Here is a 20,092-nt window from a genome sequence, read left to right as displayed (position 1 = left end):
AAAACTTTTAATATTATCTTAAAATATTAAATAATAGTTTATTTTTGTCTAAACCTTTGTTGTATGAGAATTATTACTCCAACCTATCTATTCTTATTTATATTTCTTTTTATAAATATTGGAGCGTTCGCACAGGAAGAAAAATCTTATACTTCCAATCCTTTTCTTCCGAATCCTTTTGAAAGTTTATTAGCACGATTTGCAGATCCAGGAACCGTAACTGGTAAAGTCTATTATGATATTAATAATAATGGTTTTCAGGATGCTGGTGAGCCTGGTCTAGAAGGTGTGATAATTCAATTTCGGCGGTTTCCCTCTGGTGGTTCACTTGACAATGTTGAAACTGATGTAAATGGCAATTGGTCTCAAAATATTCAGCCTGGGGATATAATCTATTTCATTCAACCTTTTGGTGAAGATACAGCCGATTATGCAGACAACCTAGTTATTACTGAAGGCTTTGGTGGTGGTCGTGCAACAATTGATTCAAATACAACAACAGACACAGGGCCTACAGGTTATGCTTTTTTTAAAAATGTTATAGGGCATTTGTATTTCGATGAAAATGGTAACGGTACCCAGGATGCAAGTGAAGCAGATATGCCAGATGTTGATGTGGTAATTGAAGACTTTTTAGGAGATTTTGTGACAGTAATAACAGATGCTAATGGAGATTGGGCAGCTATTATTAATATTGGAGAATTTGATGTGGATATTGATAATAGCGATCCAGATTTCCCGACGGGAGCGACACAAACAGAAGGGACAGACCTAACTACGTACCAACTTTCAATAGATATAAATAATCTTCCGGATAATTTACTTGCTCCCCTATTTACAGAAAACGATGGGTTCTTTCTATCTGGAGAGCTCTCAGGTTTACTTTATGACGATTTAAATAATAATGGTAGTCAAGATCCTGGAGAGCCTGGGTTTGAAAATGTAAACATTATTATTACCACTTCTTTGGGGGATACCATAACTGTACCAACAGATGCTAATGGCGAATGGAATTCTACAGTTCCTGTGGGCTTAACCACAACTGAAGTTGACACAAGTGATCCTGATTTTCCAAGCGGAGTAGCTCAAACAGAGGGGACAAACCCAACAACTACAACGGTCATATTAAATCAATCTTTTAATGAAATCGATGGTTTTTTTAAAGTAGGTCAACTAATAGGGAACTTATATTTTGATTTAAATGGTAACGGCACTCAAGACGCCGCTGAACCCGATATGCCTAATGTTGATGTGGACATAGTTGATGGAATTGGACAAACATTTGTAGAAACAACCGATGCTGATGGAGAATGGTCAGCAACTGTATCTACGGGAACTGCTACAGCTACAATTGATCAAAACGATCCAGATTTCCCGACCGGAGCAACACAAACAGAAGGAACAGATCCAACAATTTATCCAGTGGCGAGTGGTGAAATTTATTCTGAAAATAGTGGATTCTTTCAATCTGGAGAAGTTTCAGGTTTACTTTACGACGATTTAAATAATAATGGTAGCCAAGATCCAGGGGAGCCTGGTTTTATAAATTTTAACATTGATATTACAAATTCTTTAGGAGAGACCATAACTGTCCAAACTGATGCCAACGGCGAATGGAGCTCTATTGTTCCTGTGGGTTCAACTATAATAGATGTGGATAATGATCCTGATTTTCCAAATGCTTCACAAACAGAAGGGACAAACCCAACAACTACCACGGTTATAATAAATCAATCTTTTAATGAAATCGACGGTTTTTTCAAAATTGCAACTTTATCTGGGCACTTATATTTTGATGTAAATGGTAACGGTATTCAGGATCCAACTGAACCCGATATGCCTGACGTAGATGTGGAAATAGTTGATGGAATTGGACAAACATCAATAGAGACAACCGATGTTAATGGAGATTGGACCATAAATGTATCTGCCGGAACTGCTACAACTACAATAAATCAAAACGATCCTCAATTCCCAACGGGAGCAGAGCAAACTGAAGGGGAAAATCCAACGGTGATTCAAAATGTAGAGATTGGCGAAACTTATTCTGAAATTGATGGTTTTTACGAAACAGGCACTTTAACGGGTCACTTATACTTCGATGAAAATGGCAATGGTGCTCAGGAGCCAAGTGAAGAAGACATGCCAAATGTTGATGTAGAAATTACCGATATATTTGGAGTGATCACGGAACTTGCAACAGATGCCAATGGAGACTGGAGTTTAGTTTTACCACAAGGCGATGCAACTTCAAGTATTGACCAAAGCGATCCAGATTTCCCAACGGGAGCAGCACAAACAGAAGGTACAGATCCAACCACAACCACTGTTGTAACCGGACAAACGGTTAATGAAATTGATGGTTTTTATGAAACAGGTACTTTAACGGGTCACTTATACTTCGATGAAAATGGCAACGGTACTCAGGAGCCAAGCGAAGCAGACATGCCAAATGTGGATGTAGAAATTACGGATGTATTTGGAGTGGTCACCACACTTATAACAAATGCCAATGGGGATTGGAGTATAGTTTTACCACAAGGCATTGCAACTTCAAGTATTGTCCGAAGCGATCCAGATTTCCCATCAGGAACAGCACAAACAGAAGGAACAGATCCAACCACAACCACTATTGTAAGCGGTGAAACGTTTAATGAAATTGATGGTTTTTTCGGAACAGGTACTTTAACGGGTCACTTATACTTCGATGAAAATGGCAATGGTACTCAGGAGCTAAGCGAAGCAGACATGCCAAATGTTGATGTAGAAATCACGGATATATTTGGAGTGATTACCATACTGGTAACTGATGCTAATGGAGACTGGAGTAAAAACCTGCCGCTAGGTAATGCAACATCAAGTATTGACCAAAGCGATCCAGATTTCCCAACAGGAGCAGCACAAACAGAAGGGGACGATCCAACCATCACCGTTATTTTAACTGGACAAACGGTTAATGAAATAGATGGTTTTTTCGAAACAGGGATTTTAATGGGTCACTTATACTTCGATGAAAATGGAAATGGTACTCAGGAGTTAAGCGAAGCAGACATGCCAAATGTGGAAGTTGAAATCACAGATGTATTTGGAGCGGTCACTACACTTGTAACAGATGCCGATGGAGACTGGAGTTTAGTTTTACCACAAGGCGATGCGATTTCAAGGATTATTCGAAGCGATCCAGATTTCCCAATAGGAGTAACACAAACAGAAGGCACAGATCCAACGATTACGACGATTTTAGGCGGACAATCACTTAGTGAGGTTGATGGGTTCTTTGTTTCAGGAGAGCTTACAGGGCATTTATATTTTGATGAAAATGGCAATGGTACTCAGGAGCCAAGCGAAGCGGATATGCCAAATGTGGATGTAGAAATTACCGATGTGTTTGGAGATACTACGACACTTGTAACAGATGCAAATGGAGATTGGAGCATAGGATTATCGCCAGGCAATGCTACATCGAATATCGATGAAACTGACCCAGATTTTCCAACGGGAGCAGCACAAACAGAAGGTACAGATCCAACCACGACAGCTATTGTAAACGGACAAACGTTTAATGAAATTGATGGTTTTTATGAATCAGGTACTTTAACTGGTCACTTATACTTTGATGAAAATGGCAATGGTACTCAGGAGCCAAGTGAAGCAGACATGCCAAATGTTGATGTAGAAATTACTGATGTATTTGGAGTAGTCACGACACTTGTTACAGATGCGATTGGAGACTGGAGTATAGAATTATCGCCTGGCAATGCTATATCAAATATCGATGAAACTGATCCTGATTTTCCAACGGGTGCAGCACAAACAGAAGGGGACAATCCAACAGCGACCACTATTGTCACCGGACAAACGGTTAATGAAATTGATGGTTTTTACGAAACAGGGACTTTAACGGGGCACTTATACTTCGATGAAAATGGCAATGGTACTCAAGAGCCAAGTGAAGCAGATATGCCAAATGTGGATGTTGAAATTACGGATGTATTTGGATCGGTCACCACACTGGTAACAGATGCCAATGGAGATTGGAGTTTAGTTTTACCACAAGGCGATGCTATATCAAGTATTGTCCGAAGCGATCCAGATTTCCCAGCAGGAGCAGCACAAACAGAAGGGGACGATCCAACCACGACTACTATTGTAACTGGACAAACGTTTAATGAAATAGATGGTTTTTACGAAATAGGTACTCTAACTGGTCACTTATACTTCGATGAAAATGGAAATGGTACTCAGGAGCCAAGTGAAGCAGATATGCCAAATGTTGATGTTGAAATTACGGATGTATTTGGAGCGGTCACTACACTTACAACAAATGCCAATGGAGATTGGAGTTTAGTTTTACCACAAGGCGATGCTACATCAAGTATTGTTCGAAGCGATCCAGATTTCCCAACAGGAGCAGCACAAACAGAAGGGGACGATCCAACCACAACTGCTATTGTAAACGGACAAACGGTTAATGAAATTGATGGTTTTTTCGAAACAGGTATTTTAACCGGTCACTTATACTTCGATGAAAATGGAAATGGTACTCAGGAGTTAAGCGAAGCAGACATGCCAAATGTTGATGTAGAAATTACTGACTCTTTCAGTCAAGTCCAGACTGTAACAACAGATGCCAACGGTGATTGGAGTATAGGATTATCGCCAGGCAATGCTACATCAAATATCGATCAAGCTGATCCAGATTTCCCAACAGGTTCAACACAAACAGAAGGGGAAGATCCAACCACGACAGCTATTGTAACTGGACAAACGTTTAATGAAATTGATGGTTTTTATGAATCAGGTACTTTAACGGGTCACTTATACTTCGATGAAAATGGCAATGGTACTCAGGAGCCAATTGAAGCAGACATGCCAAATGTGGAAGTTGAAATCACGGATGTATTTGGAGCGTTCACCACACTGGTGTCAGATGCTAATGGAGACTGGAGTTTAGTTTTACCAGTAGGTGATGCAACTTCAAGTATTGTCCGAAGCGATCCAGATTTCCCGTCAGGAGCAGCACAAACAGAAGGAACAGATCCAACAACTACCACCATTATAACTGGACAAACGTTTAATGAAATAGATGGTTTTTTCGAAACAGGTATTTTAACAGGTCACTTATACTTCGATGAAAATGGCAATGGTACTCAGGAGCCAAGTGAAGCAGATATGCCAAACGTTGATGTCGAAATTACTGACTCTTTCAGTCAAGTCCAGACTGTAACAACAGATGCCAACGGTGATTGGAGTATAGGATTATCGCCAGGCAATGCTACATCAAATATCGATGAAAATGATCCAGATTTCCCAACAGGAGCAACACAAACAGAAGGAACAGATCCAACCACGACAACTATTGTAACTGGACAAACCTTTAATGAAATAGACGGTTTTTATGAATCAGGTACTTTAACTGGTCACTTATACTTTGATGAAAATGGCAACGGTACTCAGGAGCCAAGTGAAGTAGATATGCCAAATGTGGATGTTGAAATTACTGATGTATTTGGAGCGGTCACTACACTGGTGACAGATGTCAACGGAGATTGGACTATAGAGTTATCGCCTGGTAATGCAACTTCAAGTATTGTTCGAAGCGATCCAGATTTCCCATCGGGTGCAACACAAACAGAAGGAACAGATCCAACAACGACCGCTATTGTAAACGGACAAACGTTTAATGAAATTGATGGTTTTTATGAAACAGGTATTTTAACCGGTCACTTATACTTCGATGAAAATGGAAATGGTACTCAGGAGTTAAGCGAAGCAGACATGCCAAATGTTGATGTCGAAATTACTGACTCTTTCAGTCAAGTTCAGACTGTAACGACAGATGCTAATGGAGACTGGAGTATAGGATTATCGCCAGGCAATGCTACATCAAATATCGATGAAAATGATCCAGATTTCCCAACAGGAGCAACACAAACAGAAGGAACAGATCCAACCACGACAACTATTGTAACTGGACAAACGTTTAATGAAATAGATGGCTTTTATGAATCAGGGACTTTAACTGGTCACTTATACTTTGATGAAAATGGCAATGGTACTCAGGAGGCAAGTGAAGCAGATATGCCAAATGTTGATGTAGAAATTACTGATGTATTTGGAGCGGTCACTACATTGGTGACAAATGCCAATGGAGATTGGAGTTTAGTTTTACCACAAGGCGATGCTATATCAAGTATTGTCCGAAGCGATCCAGATTTCCCAACAGGAGCAGCACAAACAGAAGGAACGGATCCAACCACAACCACTATTTTAACTGGACAAACGTTTAATGAAATAGATGGTTTTTTCGAAACAGGTACTTTAACTGGTCACTTATACTTCGATGAAAATGGAAATGGTACTCAGGAGCCAAGTGAAGCAGACATGCCAAATGTTGATGTAGAAATTACGGATGTATTTGGAGCGGTCACTACACTTGTAACAAATGCCAATGGAGACTGGAGTATAGTTTTACCACAAGGCAATGCTACATCAAATATCGATGAAACTGATCCAGATTTCCCAACAGGAGCAGCACAAACAGAAGGAACAGATCCAACCACGACCACCGTTGTAACCGGTCAAACATTTAATGAAATTGATGGTTTTTACGAAACAGGTACTTTAACTGGTCACTTGTACTTCGATATAAATGGCAATGGTACTCAGGAGCCAACTGAACCAGACATGCCAAATGTGGATGTTGAAATTACGGATGTATTTGGAGCGGTCACTACACTGGTGTCAGATGCCGATGGAGACTGGAGTTTAGTTTTACCACAAGGCGATGCAACTTCAAGTATTGTCCGAAGCGATCCAGATTTCCCAACAGGAGCAGCACAAACAGAAGGAACAGATCCAACCACGACCACTGTTGTAACTGGACAAACCTTTAATGAAATAGATGGTTTTTTCGAAACAGGTATTTTAATTGGTCACTTATACTTCGATGAAAATGGAAATGGTACTCAGGAGCCAAGTGAAATAGATATGCCAAATGTTGATGTAGAAATTACTGACTCTTTCAGTCAAGTTCAGACTGTAACGACAGATGCTAATGGAGACTGGAGTTTAGTTTTACCACAAGGCGATGCTATATCAAGTATTGTTCGAAGCGATCCAGATTTCCCAACAGGAGCAACACAAACAGAAGGAACAGATCCTACCACGACAGCTATTGTAACTGGACAAACGTTTAATGAAATTGATGGTTTTTATGAATCAGGTACTTTAACTGGTCACTTATACTTCGATGAAAACGGAAATGGTACTCAGGAGCCAAGTGAAGCAGATATGCCTGATGTTGATGTAGAAATTACTGATGTATTTGGAGCGGTCACTACATTGGTGACAGATGCTAATGGAGACTGGAGTTTAGTTTTACCACAAGGCGATGCTATATCAAGTATTGTCCGAAGCGATCCAGATTTCCCAACAGGAGCAGCACAAACAGAAGGAACAGATCCAACCACAACGGCTATAATAAACGGACAAACGTTTAATGAAATAGATGGTTTTTTCGAAACAGGTACTTTAACTGGTCACTTGTACTTTGATGAAAATGGCAATGGTACTCAAGAGCCAAGTGAAGCAGATATGCCAAATGTTGATGTAGAAATTACTGACTCTTTCAGTCAAGTTCAGACTGTAACGACAAATGCCAATGGAGACTGGAGTTTAGTTTTACCACAAGGTGATGCTACATCAAGTATTGTCCGAAGCGATCCAGATTTCCCAACAGGAGCAGCACAAACAGAAGGAACAGATCCAACCACGACCACTGTTGTAACTGGACAAACGTTTAATGAAATAGATGGTTTTTACGAAACAGGTACTTTAACTGGTCATTTATATTTCGATGAAAATGGCAATGGTACTCAGGAGTTAAGCGAAGCAGACATGCCAAATGTTGATGTAGAAATTACGGATGTATTTGGAGTAGTCACAACACTGGTGTCAGATGCTAATGGAGATTGGAGTATAGTTTTACCACAAGGCGATGCTACATCAAATATCGATGAAGCTGATCCAGATTTCCCAACAGGAGCAGCACAAACAGAAGGGGATGATCCAACCACGACAGCTATTGTAACTGGACAAACGTTTAATGAAATAGATGGTTTTTATGAATCAGGGACTTTAACTGGTCACTTATACTTTGATGAAAATGGCAATGGTACTCAGGAGCCAAGTGAAGCAGACATGCCAAATGTGGAAGTTGAAATTACGGATGTATTTGGAGCGGTCACTACATTGGTGACAAATGCCAATGGAGATTGGAGTTTAGTTTTACCACAAGGCGATGCTACATCAAGTATTGTCCGAAGCGATCCAGATTTCCCAACAGGAGCAGCACAAACAGAAGGAACAGATCCAACCACGACAGCTATTGTAACTGGACAAACGTTTAATGAAATAGATGGTTTTTTCGAAACAGGTACTTTAACTGGTCACTTATACTTCGATGAAAATGGTAATGGTACTCAGGAGCCAAGTGAAGCAGACATGCCAAATGTGGAAGTTGAAATTACGGATGTATTTGGAGCGGTCACTACACTTGTAACAAATGCCAATGGAGACTGGAGTTTAGTTTTACCACAAGGTGATGCTACATCAAGTATTGTCCGAAGCGATCCAGATTTCCCAACAGGAGCAGCACAAACAGAAGGAACAGATCCAACCACGACCACTGTTGTAACTGGACAAACGGTTAATGAAATAGATGGTTTTTACGAAACAGGTAGTTTAGCTGGTCACTTATACTTCGATGAAAATGGCAATGGTACTCAGGAGCCAAGCGAATCAGATATGCCAAATGTTGATGTTGAAATTACGGATGTTTTCAGTCTAGTTCAGACTGTAACTACAGATGCCAATGGAGACTGGAGTATAGTTTTACCACAAGGCGATGCTACATCAAGTATTGTTCGAAGCGATCCAGATTTCCCAACAGGAGCAGCACAAACAGAAGGAACAGATCCAACCACGACCACTGTTGTAACTGGACAAACCTTTAATGAAATAGATGGTTTTTTCGAAACAGGTATTTTAACTGGTCACTTGTACTTTGATGAAAATGGCAATGGTACTCAGGAGCCAACTGAAGCAGACATGCCAAATGTGGATGTTGAAATTACTGACTCTTTCAGTCAAGTTCAGACTGTAACTACAGATGCCAATGGAGACTGGAGTTTAGTTTTACCACAAGGCGATGCAATTTCAAGTATTGTCAGAAGCGATCCAGATTTCCCAACAGGAGCAACACAAACAGAAGGGGATGATCCAACCACGACCACTATCGTAACCGGACAAACGTTTAATGAAATAGATGGTTTTTTCGAATCAGGTACTTTAACTGGTCATTTATACTTCGATGAAAATGGAAATGGTACTCAGGAGTTAAGCGAAGCAGATATGCCAAATGTTGATGTAGAAATTACTGACTCTTTCAGTCAAGTTCAGACTGTAACGACAGATGCTAATGGAGACTGGAGTTTAGTTTTACCACAAGGCGATGCTACATCAAGTATTGTTCGAAGCGATCCAGATTTCCCGACAGGAGCAGCACAAACAGAAGGTGACGATCCAACCACGACCGCTATTGTAACTGGACAAACGTTTAATGAAATTGATGGTTTTTATGAATCAGGTACTTTAACTGGTCATTTATACTTCGATGAAAACGGAAATGGTACTCAGGAGCCAAGTGAAGCAGATATGCCTGATGTTGATGTAGAAATTACGGATGTATTTGGAGTGGTCACAACACTTGTAACAGATGCCGATGGAGATTGGAGTATAGTTTTACCACAAGGCGATGCTACATCAAGTATTGTTCGAAGCGATCCAGATTTCCCAACAGGAGCAGCACAAACAGAAGGAACAGATCCAACCACGACCACTGTTGTAACTGGACAAACCTTTAATGAAATAGATGGTTTTTATGAATCAGGTATTTTAATTGGTCACTTATACTTCGATGAAAATGGAAATGGTACTCAGGAGCCAAGTGAAATAGATATGCCAAATGTTGATGTAGAAATTACTGACTCTTTCAGTCAAGTTCAGACTGTAACGACAGATGCTAATGGAGACTGGAGTTTAGTTTTACCACAAGGCGATGCTACATCAAGTATTGTTCGAAGCGATCCAGATTTCCCAACAGGAGTAACACAAACAGAAGGAACAGATCCTACCACAACAGCTATTGTAACTGGACAAACGTTTAATGAAATAGATGGTTTTTATGAATCAGGTACTTTAACTGGTCACTTATACTTCGATGAAAATGGCAATGGTACTCAGGAGGCAAGTGAAGCAGATATGCCTAGTGTTGATGTAGAAATTACTGACTCTTTCAGTCAAGTTCAGACTTTAACGACAGATGCTAATGGAGACTGGAGTTTAGTTTTACCACAAGGCGATGCTACATCAAGTATTGTTCGAAGCGATCCAGATTTCCCAACAGGAGCAACACAAACAGAAGGGGATGATCCAACCACGACCACTATCGTAACCGGACAAACGTTTAATGAAATAGATGGTTTTTATGAATCAGGGACTTTAACTGGTCACTTATACTTTGATGAAAATGGCAATGGTACTCAGGAGGCAAGTGAAGCAGACATGCCAAATGTGGATGTAGAAATTACTGACTCTTTCAGTCAAGTTCAGACTGTAACGACAGATGCTAATGGAGATTGGAGTTTAGTTTTACCACAAGGCGATGCTATATCAAGTATTGTTCGAAGCGATCCAGATTTCCCGACAGGAGCAGCACAAACAGAAGGGGACGATCCAACCACGACCACTATTTTAACTGGACAAACGTTTAATGAAATAGATGGTTTTTATGAATCAGGGACTTTAACTGGTCACTTATACTTCGATATAAATGGCAATGGTACTCAGGAGCCAACTGAACCAGACATGCCTAGTGTTGATGTTGAAATTACGGATGTATTTGGAGTGGTCACCACACTTATAACAGATGCTAATGGAGACTGGAGTTTAGTTTTACCACAAGGCGATGCTACATCAAATATCGATGAAACTGATCCAGATTTCCCAATAGGAGCAGCACAAACAGAAGGGGACGATCCAACCACAACCACTATTGTAAACGGACAAACGTTTAATGAAATTGATGGTTTTTTCGAATCAGGGACTTTAACTGGTCATTTATATTTCGATGAAAATGGAAATGGTACTCAGGAGCCAAGTGAAGCAGATATGACTGATGTTGATGTAGAAATTACTGACTCTTTCAGTCAAGTTCAGACTGTAACGACAGATGCTAATGGAGACTGGAGTTTAGTTTTACCACAAGGCGATGCTACATCAAGTATTGTTCGAAGCGATCCAGATTTCCCAACAGGAGCAACACAAACAGAAGGAACAGATCCTACCACGACAGCTATTGTAACTGGACAAACGTTTAATGAAATTGATGGTTTTTATGAATCAGGTACTTTAACTGGTCACTTATACTTCGATGAAAATGGCAATGGTACTCAGGAGCCAAGTGAAGCAGATATGCCTGATGTTGATGTAGAAATTACTGATGTATTTGGAGCGCTCACCACACTTGTAACAGATGCCGATGGAGATTGGAGTATAGTTTTACCACAAGGCGACGCTACATCAAGTATTGTTCGAAGCGATCCAGATTTCCCAACAGGAGCAACACAAACAGAAGGGGACGATCCAACCACAACCACAATTGTAAACGGACAAACGGTTAATGAAATTGATGGGTTCTTTGTTTCAGGAGAGCTTACAGGACATTTATATTTCGATGAAAATGGAAATGGTACTCAGGAGCCAAGTGAAATAGACATGCCAAATGTTGATATTGAAATTACCGATGTGTTTGGAGCTACCACGACACTTGTAACAGATGCCAATGGAGACTGGAGTATAGAATTATCGCCTGGTAATGCAACTTCAAGTATTGTTCGAAGCGATCCAGATTTTCCAACAGGAGCAACACAAACAGAAGGGGACGATCCAACCACGACAGCTATTGTAACTGGACAAACGTTTAATGAAATTGATGGTTTTTATGAATCAGGGACTTTAACTGGTCACTTATACTTCGATGAAAATGGAAATGGTACTCAAGATCCAATCGAACCAGACATGCCAAATGTTGATGTTGAAATCACGGATGTTTTCAGCCAAGTCCAGACTGTAACGACAGATGCCAATGGAGATTGGAGTATAGACTTACCACTTGGTGACGCAACTTCAAATATCGATGAAACTGATCTAGATTTTCCAGCAGGAGCATTGCTAACTGAAGGAACAGACCCAACAATTACGACGATTTTGGGTGGTCAAACGTTTAATGAAATTGATGGGTTTTTTGAATTAGGCAAGCTTACAGGACATTTATACTTCGATTTAAATGGAAATGGAACCCAAGACTCAAGCGAAGCAGATATGCCAAATGTTGATGTAGTTATTACTGATGTGTTTGGAACTACCACAACACTTGTAACAGATGCCAATGGAGACTGGAATATAGATTTACCGCCTGGAAATGCTACATCAGATATTGATGAAACTGATGCAGATTTCCCAATAGGATCATCACAAACAGAAGGGGACGATCCAACAAACACAACAATTGTAATAGGACAAACCTTCAATGAGGTTGATGGGTTTTATGAATTAGGCATTCTAAGTGGTCGTCTATATTTCGATAACAATGGTAATGGCACTCAGGATACCAGTGAGGAAGGAATACCTAATGTAACACTATTTGTTATTGATTCTTTTGGTGACCAATTAGAAGTAGAAACTAATATAGATGGTGATTGGGACATTGAAGTTATTGCAGGTGTAACTATTTCTGAAATAGATATTACAGATTTAGATTTTCCAACCGATGTTACACAGACCGAAGGAACGAACCCAACCACGACTTTAGTAAACGCAGGATCTTTGGTGATATCTGATAATGACGGGTTTTTAATTGACGATATTATTATATATAATGCGGTTTCTTCGGAAGGCAGTACTTTTCAAAATCAGTTTTTTAGAATTGAAGGGATACAAAACTATCCAGAAAATTCAGTTCAGATTTTTAACAGACAAGGCGTAAAAGTTTTTGATGTTGAGGGATATGGAGAAAATAATAATAAACTATTTAGAGGATTTAGTTCTGGTAATATTACCATCCAAAAAGATGAGCGTTTGCCTACAGGCACTTATTTTTATATATTGAATTATATCAATAGAAATGGAACACCTGAAAGGAAGAACGGATATTTACATTTAAATTAAATTATGGCTAAGCGTCGAATTCTGAATATAACTTTAGTGTGCAGTCTGCTTGTTCTAGCAACTCAAACAGTCTCTGCGCAACAAGATCCCAACTTTACTCAATATATGTATAATACATTGAGTATAAATCCTGCATATGCGGGGTCCAGGGATGTTCTTAGTGCTGTAGCCTTACATAGGTCTCAATGGCTGGGCTTTAATGGTGCTCCAACTTCTCAGACTTTTTCAGCCCATACTCCTATTAGTGAAGGTAAAATGGGTTTAGGTTTTAATATAGTGAATGATCAGATAGGAATTACTCAAGAAACCGATATCAACGCTGTCTATAGTTATGCTTTAGACATGTCTAGATACACTAAGCTCTCATTTGGTATAAATGCAGGAGTGAATTTAATGAATATAGATTACAGAGATCTTAATATTTTTGATCCAACAGATCCAGAGTTTAATAACAATATAGAGAACAAAATTTCACCTCAGGTAGGATTAGGAGCCTTGCTGTACAATGATAAGTATTTTGTAGGCTTGAGTGTTCCTTCTTTATTGAGGAATGATAGATTTTCAGATAATTCTATTCCAGATGCTACAGTTAGAGATCGTTTACATTACTTTCTTACAGCCGGTGTTGTATTTGACCTTACGCCTACTTTAAAGTTTAAGCCCTCAGTTTTATTTAGACATGTAAGTGGTTCTCCATTATTAGCAGAATTATCTTCAAATTTTTTAATTAATGATAGATTTACTTTAGGAGCCGCCTATCGATTGAATTCTGCGTTTTCTGGTATTGTTGGTTTTCAAGCATCAGACTCTATTTTGTTAGGAATAGCTTATGATAGAGATATTTCTACATTTTCTAGTTATAACGATGGATCCTTAGAGTTTTTTGTAAGATTTGAATTGTTCAAAAAATATAAAAGAATGTACACCCCTAGATTTTTCTAAGCATGAAATTCACTAATAGACATATAATTTTTATCGTAATAATTCTTATTACGGGTTTAGGCTATGGTCAAAAAGATAAGCTTAAAGAAGCCGACAAAATGTTTGAAAGTTATGCTTTTATAGATGCTCAAAAAATTTATTTGGAGGTAGCTAATAATGGTTATGAATCTGAAAATTTATTTAAAAAGTTAGGTGATTCATATTACTTCAATAGCGATCTAGAAAAAGCTTTTGAATGGTATCAGAAATTGTATGATATAAACCAAAATCTTCCTAAAGAGTATTTATTCAGATATGCTCAGTCTTTAAAGAGCATCAAGCTCTACGAAAAATCTGACGAAATTATGTTTGAATTTGATACTCTCAATGAAACAGATAGTAGGGTTTCTAGATTAAAGAAAGAGCGGAATTATCTTGAACTCATAGAAATGCAGTCAGGAAGATTTGAGTTGAAAAAGATTTCTATTAATTCTGATTACTCTGAATTCTCTCCATCCTTCTATGGAAATAAACTAGTATTTGCTTCTAACAGACCAAATTCTTGGTTGGTCAAAAGAATTCATGAATGGAATAACAAACCTTACCTCAACTTATATAGTTCAGATTTATCAGATTCTTTAGTTATTGAATCTGAACCCATTGTATTTTTAGAAGAATTAAATTCAAAGTTTCATGAGTCTTCAGCGGCCTTTAGTAGCGATGGAAAAACTGTTTATTTCACTAGAAATAACTTCTCAGGTAATAAGCTGAAAAGAGGAGAAGATGGTATAAGTTATCTAAAACTTTTCAAGTCTGAATTAAATTCGGAGAACACTTGGACAAAACCTGAAGAACTGCCTTTTAATAATGATAATTATTCTGTAGCTTATCCTGCATTAAGTAAAGATAATAAGATCCTTTATTTTTCTTCTGATATGGATGGAACAATTGGGATGTCCGATATTTTTAAAGTTGAAATTCGTGAAGACAATACTTACAGTATTCCTGAAAATCTAGGAGAGAGCATAAACACGGAAGGGAGAGAAAGTTTTCCTTTTGTAAGTGATGATGGCCTGCTTTACTTTGCATCAGATGGACATTTAGGCTTAGGTGGTTTAGACGTTTTTGTTGCAGTTATAAAAGAAAATGAAAAATTAGGGGAAGTTTTTAATTTAGGTAGACCTATTAATAGTTCTAAGGATGATTTCAGTTTTATTATTAATTCAAAACTGAAGAAGGGATTTTTTGCTTCTAATAGAGGTCAAGAAGGGACAAGCGATAATATTTATGAATTAACTCAATTAAACAAATTAATTACAGATTGTTTCCAATTATTAAATGGCAATATCTTCAAAACTAATGGAGAAGATCCTTTGAGTGATGCAAAAGTCTCTCTTTTTGATAGAGACTTAAAAATATTGGACTCCACTATTACAGACTCCAAAGGTTTCTATCAATTTGAAGTGGACTGTAACTCCAGTTATGTTTTAAGGGTCTCCAAGGACGGATTTTCTACATCTGGCGAGGTAGTAGAGATAAATTCTGATTTTGGAACTGAAAACTCCTTGAATTTTTCTATGAATGAAGGAGGTGAATTAGGGATTACAAAAGCAGATGATGGTGATGACTTGAATGATTTACTTCAATTGGATACTATTTATTTTGATTTAGATAAATTCCAAATCAGACCTGACGCGGAAGTTGAACTTCAAAAGATTATTGTGGCAATGAAATCCTATCCTAATTTGCGTATTGATGTGAGATCTCATACAGATAGTAGAGCAGGTGATGAGTACAACCAAATACTCTCAAATAAACGAGCTAAAGCAACCATAAATTATATCATAGAAAAATCAGGTATTTCATCTGAACGAATATCTGGAAGAGGCTATGGTGAAAGTCAGTTAGTCAATAAATGCTCTAATGGAATAGATTGTTCTGAATCTGAACACGCTTTAAACAGGAGAGCAGAATTTATTATTTTAAAACCAAATCAAAGCCTTGAAGGAAATAGATTACAACAGAATGAACTAAGAACATCTAAAGCTTCGTTTTATGATTTTAAAAATTCATCTGAAGAGCTATATACAGTGCAAATAGCAGCTTTAAGAAGAACAGGATTAAAAATTAAATTTAATCAAGTTAAGAATGTATTTAGTCATGTTTACGACGATGGTTATAAGCGCTACTTTTCCTCGGTTTTCAAAACTAAAGATGAAGCTACATCTTACAGAGCCTTACTCATAAAATCTGGGATTAAAGGTGCTTTTGTTGTAGGTCTTAGGGGTGAAATTAGATTTTAGAAATCCCACCAATTTTTAAATAATTCATAAATAAAACCTTTTATCGTTAGGTTAATTTTTCTTTATTGAATTCAAATTCAACTTATTTTGTATTTTTGAGATATGGAAAATAGAAATGAAAACTATGTCATCCTAGTCGATGAAAAAGATAATCCGCTAGGAACTATGGAGAAAATTGAAGCTCATGAAAAAGCAAAACTTCATAGAGCTTTTTCAGTTTTTATATATAATTCTAAAAATGAATTGATGCTCCAACAAAGAGCTTTAACCAAGTACCATACTCCTGGTTTATGGACCAATACATGTTGTAGTCATCAAAGGCTAGAGGAATCTAATATTGAAGCTGGGAAGCGGCGTTTACATGAAGAAATGGGATTTTCTACAGAGCTCAAAGAAACCATTTCGTTTATTTACAAAGCCCCTTTCGAAAATGGTTTAACAGAACATGAGTTCGATTACATTTTAGTGGGGGAATATCAAAATGATCCTCTACCCAATCCAGATGAAGTCCACGATTGGAAATGGATGAGTCTAGATGATATTGAAAATGATATAAATAAGAATCCAAACCTATACACAGAGTGGTTCAAAATTATTTTTGAAAAGCACAAAAGTGAAATGGTAAAATCTTAAATTAAACTTATGAAAGTAACAGTTCACCGCAAAGCGCATTTTAATGCTGCGCATAGACTCTATAGAAAAGATTGGGATTTTGAAAAAAACAACAAAGTTTTTGGGAAATGTAATAATCCCCATTTTCACGGTCATAATTACGAATTGATAGCTTCGGTAACAGGTGATATAGACCCTGAAACGGGCTATGTTATCGACATAAAGGTGCTTAAAGACATGATAAAAACTGAAGTAGAAGATGCCTTTGATCATAAAAACTTGAATGAACAAGTTCCAGAGTTTAAAGACTTAAATCCGACCGCCGAAAATATTTCAGTAGTAATTTGGAACAAACTAAAGACCAAATTAAATAAGAACCATGACCTTGAAGTGACCTTATACGAAACTCCAAGAAATTTTGTAACCTATAAAGGAGAATAATATGTCTATTGAAAAAGGAGATTCTATACCTAGTTTCCAACTAAATGACCAGAACGGTATTGTTTTCAATTCCGATGATGTCATTGGTAAGAAACCAGTAGTTATTTACTTCTACCCAAAGAATTTTACTCCTGGGTGTACCAAGGAGGCTTGCAGTTTTAGAGATAGTTACGAAGACTTTAAAGAAATAGGAGCAGAGGTGGTAGGTATTAGTGGCGATTCTGAAAAATCTCACGCCAAATTTACAGCAAAATACAACCTCCCTTTTATTTTGTTGGCAGATAGCACTGGAAAAGTGAGAAAGAAGTTTGGAATCAAAAAAAGCTTACTAGGATTAGTGCCAGGTCGAGAAACCTTTGTAATTGACGCTCAAGGAAAATTGATTTTTAAATTCAACAGCCTCGATGCTTCCCAGCACATGAAAAAAGCGCTTAAGGCCATTAAAAAAATCAATTGATGCTCTACCCTCTTAAATTTAAACCAATTCTTAAAGAGAAAATTTGGGGAGGTAATAAATTAAAGTGTAAATATAAGGGTGATCTTTCTCAAAAGCAAATTGGTGAAAGTTGGGAAATAAGCGGTGTTGAAGGTGATATATCGATTGTCCAAAATGGAGCCTTAGCAGGTAAGACTTTAAATCAATTAATTTCTGAATTTAAAACTGAATTGGTGGGAGAAACTGTTTTTGAAAAATTCAATGGCGAGTTTCCTATTCTTATAAAATTCATAGAAGCCCAAGAAAACTTATCGGTTCAACTTCATCCAAGTGACACTTTAGCTAAAAAGCGACATAATAGTTTTGGGAAAACAGAAATGTGGTATATCACAGAAGCTGAGTCAAATGCTGAGCTTATTGTCGGTTTTAAAGAATCTATCACAATTGATAGATACAAGGATATCTTGGCTAAAGGACAATTAGAAGATGTTTTGAATAAAATAAAAGTTGAGGAAGGAGAGGTTTTTTTTATAAAACCTGGTTTAGTTCACGCTATAGGAGCCGGAGTTACACTGGCTGAGATTCAACAAACCTCTGATGTCACCTACAGGCTCTATGATTGGCTCAGAGTGGATAAACAAGGCCGTTCTAGAGAATTACATACAGACCTCGCTTTAGACGCTATTGATTTTCAAGTTAATTCAGATTATAAAATTGAGTACGATTCTATATTCAACTCTAAAGTTTCTCTCGTTGATTCTCCTTACTTCAAAACTAATTTTTTAGAAATCAATCAGCGAATCACTTTAGATTATTCCTCAGTAGATTCCTTTGTTATCTATATGAATGTAGGGACTCAAATCGCCGAGCTGACTCATGATAAAAACTTATTTGTGTTATTTCCAATGGAGACCATTTTGCTTCCTGCGTGTATTAAAAAAATCGAATTTAAATCTTCAGGAACCAAACTTTTAGAAATCAGTATTTAATATTAAAATTAGTTTACTTTTGCCGAAATTAAATTTTTATAAAAATGGCTAGTAAAAAGGAACTTAAAAAAGACTTAAACAATCGCTTCGGTGAAATTATCGACGGAGCACTTATCAATCAAGAAGCGGACTCAAAAGATTCTAGTATCAAAACTGAAGAGCTTGTTGACGATATTATTTCAGAATTTGATAATATTATCGAACAAATTAACAAAAGAGATTCTGAAGATAGAGCCAAGCATTTGAAGTCTGTCAAAGGAAATATAAATAAAAAGGCTGATGAGTTTATAGAAAGACTCAACAACCTTTAATTGTTTTTATCACTGAGGTTATTGAATTACTCTTCGTAGACTTCTTCAATAACTTCAGTTTCTACACTTTCTTTATCATTTTTCTTCCTTTCTTTAATCAACTCGTCTAGTTTTTTACCATAGAGTGACTTTCTTATAGGTTTGTCTAAAGCAGTGTAGACAGTATCCAAATATTTTATGTTAGCATCAAAAGCTTCTGATAGTAAAACATAAGGAGAAACTTCCAAGTTCTTATTATTTAGCGCAAAATTGACGGTATATAAATATTTTCTTTTCAGTATAGAATTGAATCTCTTGTTCAAACTGTCTAGTTTTTCTTCATTTTGAGACTTGCTAGCTTCAAAGTTAGCTTCTATAAGGTCTAGCCTTTGGTTGTTAAACTGTTTAATCACTTCATTATATTCTTCAAGCTTTTTCTGATTCTCAAAATTAGATGTGATTTCTAAATCAATTCCATAATTTTTTAAAGAAGTCATCAACCTCAATTCTCCTGGCTCAGCGAAAAAATTGATGAGATCTGCATAGTCATCTCCATCATTTCTGTCTAGCTCAATAAACATAATTTGCGGTTCATCGATATAAGTTGTGAAACTAAAATCTGATGAGCCTTCAACTTGAACAGAATCTATATTGACTAAACTAGTATCTCCAAATTTCTGTAAGTATAGGGTTCCTTTTTTTAGACCAGCTATTTGGCCAGTAATTATCAAGTTGCTTTTTTCATTCTCACAGGAGCTAACTAAAAAGGCGATGAGTAAAATTGGTAAAAAATGTTTCATTGGTACTTAT

At 37.4% G+C, this 20,092-nt stretch carries 9 protein-coding genes; 8 read left to right on the top strand and 1 reads right to left on the bottom strand.

What is annotated here, in order from left to right; translation table 11 throughout:
* Nucleotides 1-63: 63 nt before the first annotated feature.
* From P700755_RS03080 to P700755_RS03045, 8 genes are all read left to right on the top strand, one after another.
* Nucleotides 64-13,290, top strand: coding sequence for an SdrD B-like domain-containing protein (locus P700755_RS03080; RefSeq protein WP_015023296.1), 13,227 nt, complete (start codon nt 64-66; stop codon nt 13,288-13,290).
* Nucleotides 13,291-13,293: 3 nt separating this feature from the next.
* Nucleotides 13,294-14,232 (top strand): PorP/SprF family type IX secretion system membrane protein, encoded by a 939-nt coding sequence (locus P700755_RS03075; RefSeq protein ID WP_015023295.1) that lies wholly within the window; start codon nt 13,294-13,296, stop codon nt 14,230-14,232.
* Between the two features lie 2 nt (nt 14,233-14,234).
* Entirely contained in the window at nt 14,235-16,514 is a 2,280-nt protein-coding gene (locus P700755_RS03070) for an OmpA family protein (protein WP_015023294.1), read from the top strand.
* A 102-nt stretch (nt 16,515-16,616) separates the two neighbouring features.
* Nucleotides 16,617-17,147, top strand: coding sequence for an isopentenyl-diphosphate Delta-isomerase (idi, locus tag P700755_RS03065; RefSeq protein ID WP_015023293.1), 531 nt, complete (start codon nt 16,617-16,619; stop codon nt 17,145-17,147).
* Nucleotides 17,148-17,156: 9 nt separating this feature from the next.
* The gene (locus tag P700755_RS03060; protein WP_015023292.1) at nt 17,157-17,567 is read left to right on the top strand and encodes a 6-pyruvoyl trahydropterin synthase family protein; all 411 of its coding nucleotides are present in this window, start codon (nt 17,157-17,159) and stop codon (nt 17,565-17,567) included.
* A 1-nt stretch (nt 17,568) separates the two neighbouring features.
* Nucleotides 17,569-18,024, top strand: a complete 456-nt coding sequence (locus P700755_RS03055; RefSeq protein ID WP_015023291.1) for a peroxiredoxin — start codon at nt 17,569-17,571, stop codon at nt 18,022-18,024.
* Complete coding sequence (locus tag P700755_RS03050) at nt 18,024-18,992, top strand: type I phosphomannose isomerase catalytic subunit (protein ID WP_015023290.1); 969 nt, start codon at nt 18,024-18,026, stop codon at nt 18,990-18,992. The genes P700755_RS03055 and P700755_RS03050 overlap by 1 nt, the downstream gene beginning before the upstream one ends.
* A gap of 44 nt (nt 18,993-19,036) precedes the next feature.
* On the top strand, nt 19,037-19,303 hold the full coding sequence (locus P700755_RS03045; RefSeq protein WP_015023289.1) for a hypothetical protein: 267 nt from the start codon (nt 19,037-19,039) through the stop codon (nt 19,301-19,303).
* A gap of 26 nt (nt 19,304-19,329) precedes the next feature.
* On the opposite strand, the gene P700755_RS03040 is transcribed toward P700755_RS03045, so the two are convergent.
* Nucleotides 19,330-20,082 (bottom strand): DUF4369 domain-containing protein, encoded by a 753-nt coding sequence (locus P700755_RS03040; protein ID WP_015023288.1) that lies wholly within the window; start codon nt 20,080-20,082, stop codon nt 19,330-19,332.
* Nucleotides 20,083-20,092: the final 10 nt, after the last annotated feature.

Origin of the sequence: Psychroflexus torquis ATCC 700755, from assembly GCF_000153485.2 — a bacterium.
In the GTDB taxonomy this organism is placed as follows: Bacteria; Bacteroidota; Bacteroidia; order Flavobacteriales; family Flavobacteriaceae; genus Psychroflexus; species Psychroflexus torquis.
This window is presented reverse-complemented; position numbering and strand designations above follow the sequence as displayed.